This window comes from Mycobacterium sp. E2238 (genome assembly GCF_001672665.1).
In the GTDB taxonomy this organism is placed as follows: domain Bacteria; phylum Actinomycetota; class Actinomycetes; order Mycobacteriales; family Mycobacteriaceae; genus Mycobacterium.
In genome coordinates this window covers 1-3,558 of sequence record NZ_LZKF01000012.1, presented here as the reverse complement: position 1 = coordinate 3,558, position 3,558 = coordinate 1, and the positions used below count along the sequence as shown (strand labels likewise).

The following is a 3,558-nucleotide window of genomic DNA, read 5'->3' as shown; positions in this document are numbered from 1 at the left end:
GGTCCCACATCACGACGAATGACCGATGGGTCTACATCTGGTACTACTACGCCCGAGTCGACGAGCGCTACCTTCATAGCGACGGGGCGCTGTGGGGTATTGAGGCGGTCGTGGTCCTGGCGGCGGTGCTACTGCTGGTGCAGTGGTTTCGCTTGCGCGGCACCCCAACCCATGACCCGAAACGCATCAGCGCTCTGTGGTGGTCACTGTTCGCGATGACGGTGATGCTCACCATTTTCGTGGTCTACTACGCCGCCGAAGTACGCCACGGCTTCCCCAACGTGCAACGCGGCTTCTGGGATCTCACGGTGATCTTCGTCTACGAGAACCTTCCCTGGCTGCTCGCCCCAATGATCAGCATCCCGTGCACCGCAATGCAACTGGCCTACCTCTATCGGGAGCAAGGCCGACGCAACGCATTAGCCCAAACGGACGACCTGATGACGGAGGCGAGTCTCGCGTGACAGTCCGAATGCCGAGACTGGTCGAATCCATGTAACCCCAACCTTCGAGGCCCAAGAGAATGTCAATCCAGCGAGCCGACCGACGCGGTCGCTCGGCGACCCGTTCGAATTAGACGGTGCGGACTGTGGACACCACGATTCCCAACATCCTCAAAGCCGGTCTGCCGGCACTGAATTACGACTTATCGGATACGCCGGAGGATGCGCGTGCCCATATCCGCGTGGCCCAGTCCCAATCTCCCATCGCCATGGGACCGGTGGGACCTGAAATCTTGTCCTACGAACTAGCTCGGGCCGTCCTGCGCGACTCCAGGTTCAGCGTTCCCCCCGGGATTACGCTCATCGGGCAGGGCGTCACCTCTGGGCCTCTGTTCGATAAGGTCATGGCCAGCCTGCTGTGCATTAGCGACGAGGCGCACCAACGTTTGCGCAAACTTGTGTCCAAGGCGTTCACCCCGCGGGCGACATCACGTCTACACGACACCATCAACCATGTAGTGAACGGACTGATCGATCAGGTGGTGGACTCTGGGCGGCTCGACGTCGTGGTCGATATCGCCAAGCCGTATCCGATACCGATCATCTGCGCGCTATTAGGGGCTCCTCGCGAGGACTGGCAACTGTTTTCGGCATGGACCGAAAACATCTTGAAGGCATTCAACTTCAGCACCAACCTTGCCGAAGAGGAACCCGCCATCATGCGTGCGTGGGGTGAACTTGACGCATACGTCGATGACATGATCAACCTCCGGCGGCACAACCTCACAGATGACCTGTTGTCCGAACTGATTCGCGCAGAGAACGATGGTGACAGGCTGAGCGTGGACGAATTGCGCATGATGGCTGCCGCCCTACTCATGGCAGGAACCGACACCACGCGAAACCAATTGCCTGCCTCGGTTCAGGTGCTCTGCGAGCATCCAGATCAGTGGGCAATACTTCAAGGCGATCCCGACTTTGCGATGCGCGCGGTCGAGGAAAGCATGCGTCACTCGCCGATCGTCTGTGGCACGTTCCGGACCGTCACCCAGGATGTCGAGCTCGGTGGCTACATATTCCCAGCGGGAACTTTTGTAATGGTGAACACCGGTGCAGCCAATAGGGACCCAGAAGTCTATGAGGACCCGGACCGCTTCGACATCACTCGCAAGGAGGTGCCGCCGATCCTGACTTTCGGCGGCGGTAGGCACTACTGCCTCGGCGCGAATCTAGCGCGCCTGGAATTAGCTGAGGCGCTCGCCACACTTGCACGACGACTACCTGGCCTGCATCGCGTCGAACCGGCTCCCTGGAAACCCATGCTGGGCTTTACCGGACCAATAAGGCTTGTGATGGAGTTTGAAACCAAGTCGGTCGCCACAGCGAACGCGTAGTACGGGATCGCCGACTTCATGCGCGCATGACCGATGGTTCGGTTGGTTGCCACAGCGCTCGCTTCTGCGGGGCGGTGACGCTCGCGATGCTGCGCGACGACGGTACTCGAGACGAGTAACTGCGGAGCCAACAAGCAGAGATTCCGGTGCGGTCGTCTGACGAGTTCAGGGCGGGCGCCTCAACCGACGCTGGTTGGACTCGATCACCCGATGCTTGCTAAATGGATAGGAAACTCTATCCCTAGAGGCAACCCAATCTGGCTTCCCGGTCATTCCGGAGAAGTGCTTTGTCTACCACCATTTCCTTATGAGTTCGTCATGGATTAGGCAACGACAATCACATGACCGAAACGAAGTCAACGAGGAAATGCCATGAGCGCCAGTAACATCCACCCGTCGACTGCCGTCGACCAGCAGAACCCCCTCCGGTCGGCGCTCTCGAAGAGCTTCCGGGTCGCCTTTGTCGTGACTGTGACTCTGGGCACCTTGGCTGGGACCGGGGTGGTTCTGTGGCTGTTGAAAGCGCTCGCGACGAGCAGGTACGGCGTCTACTTCGGGGTCTAGCCCGAAGTGATCTCGGCATCTTGAGAGGTCCCATGTTGAAGTCGGAAATCGCGGTTGCGCTCGCCCTGTGCGCCGCGCTGGCATCCGCGATCGGCGCGGTGAGCCGTCAACAGTCCGCGCATAAGGTCACCGACGAACCAGTCGGCCACTGGGAGTTGTTCCGCATGTCGTTGCGCGACGCCCGGTGGTGGCTTGGCGGCGGGGGAGCCGTTGCCAACTACAGCCTGCAAGCCGCCGCGCTGGGGCTCGGGTCGGTCATGTTGGTGACGGCGCTGCAGGTGACGGCGCTGCTATTTGCCCTGCCGGTCAATGCGCGGCTGAACCATCACCGGGTGACCCGCCCGCAGTGGATGTGGGCGACGGTGCTCGCCGTCGCTTTGGCGGTGGTCGTGGCCGTTGGCGACCCGAAGGCCGGGCAGTCGCAGGGGTCGCTGACAGCCTGGACTGTGGTGGCCCTGGTGTTGGGTCCCCTACTGGTGTGCTGTGTCCTGGGGGCGCGCATTTGGCCCGGTCCGCGTGCGGCGGTACTCCTTGCGGTGGTGGCCGGTTCGTCGCTGGCCCTGTTCGCGGTGCTAACCAAGGCCGTCGTCGCGGCGGCCGGACATGGTTTCGGGGCGCTGCTGTGCGCGCCGGAGTTCTATGTCTGGATTCTTGCGGCGTTGGCAGGGATGATCTTCCAGCAGTCATCGTTTCGCGCTGGTGCGCTGACCGCCTCAATGCCGTCGGTGACCGTGGCCAAGCCTGCGGTGGCATCGGTTCTGGGCATCGTGGTGCTCGGCGAGACCCTCAACGCCGATGGCGTGGGCATGATCGTCTTGGCGTCGGCGGCGATAGTGGTGATTGTCGCGATAGTTGCTCTGGCCCGGGGTGAGGCCCCTGCCGCGGCGCTCAGTAGCGAGCAGAACGCGGAAACCTCTGATCATCCTGAGGTGCCGGAGACGCTCAGGCGTCCGCGCGTAACGTTGGATCCGCGGTGCCATCGACACCTATTTCTTGGCGAGTGCAGGTCGACGGACTACGGACGGGCACACGTCGAAGTACAGAGCGAATCGCATGCTGGGTGTTCGACGCGACGGCCTTGGTCTGAGCGGTCTTCGCCCGCAGCACCGGATCATCGGATCGCTATGAGCTGCAACGGATTCGGCGACATCGGCGCT

At 61.6% G+C, this 3,558-nt stretch carries 2 protein-coding genes and 2 pseudogenes; all 4 read left to right on the top strand.

What is annotated here, in order from left to right; translation table 11 throughout:
• Positions 1-464: pseudogene (locus tag A5711_RS00950) on the top strand (hypothetical protein); the annotation flags it as partial.
• A gap of 125 nt (positions 465-589) precedes the next feature.
• The gene (locus tag A5711_RS00945; protein ID WP_082975617.1) at positions 590-1,837 is read left to right on the top strand and encodes a cytochrome P450; all 1,248 of its coding nucleotides are present in this window, start codon (positions 590-592) and stop codon (positions 1,835-1,837) included.
• 372 nt (positions 1,838-2,209) lie between these two features.
• Positions 2,210-2,401 carry a hypothetical protein gene (locus tag A5711_RS00940; RefSeq protein WP_067943188.1) on the top strand — a complete coding sequence of 64 codons (192 nt, stop codon included), beginning with the start codon at positions 2,210-2,212 and terminating at the stop codon, positions 2,399-2,401.
• 32 nt (positions 2,402-2,433) lie between these two features.
• A pseudogene (locus tag A5711_RS00935) lies at positions 2,434-3,282 on the top strand (DMT family transporter); the annotation flags it as partial.
• Positions 3,283-3,558: the final 276 nt, after the last annotated feature.

What these genes read in the sequence shown, in the direction of transcription:
- A5711_RS00940 (WP_067943188.1), top strand. Translation starts at nt 2,210, where the DNA reads ATGAGCGCCAGTAACATCCACCCGTCGACTGCCGTCGACCAGCAGAAC.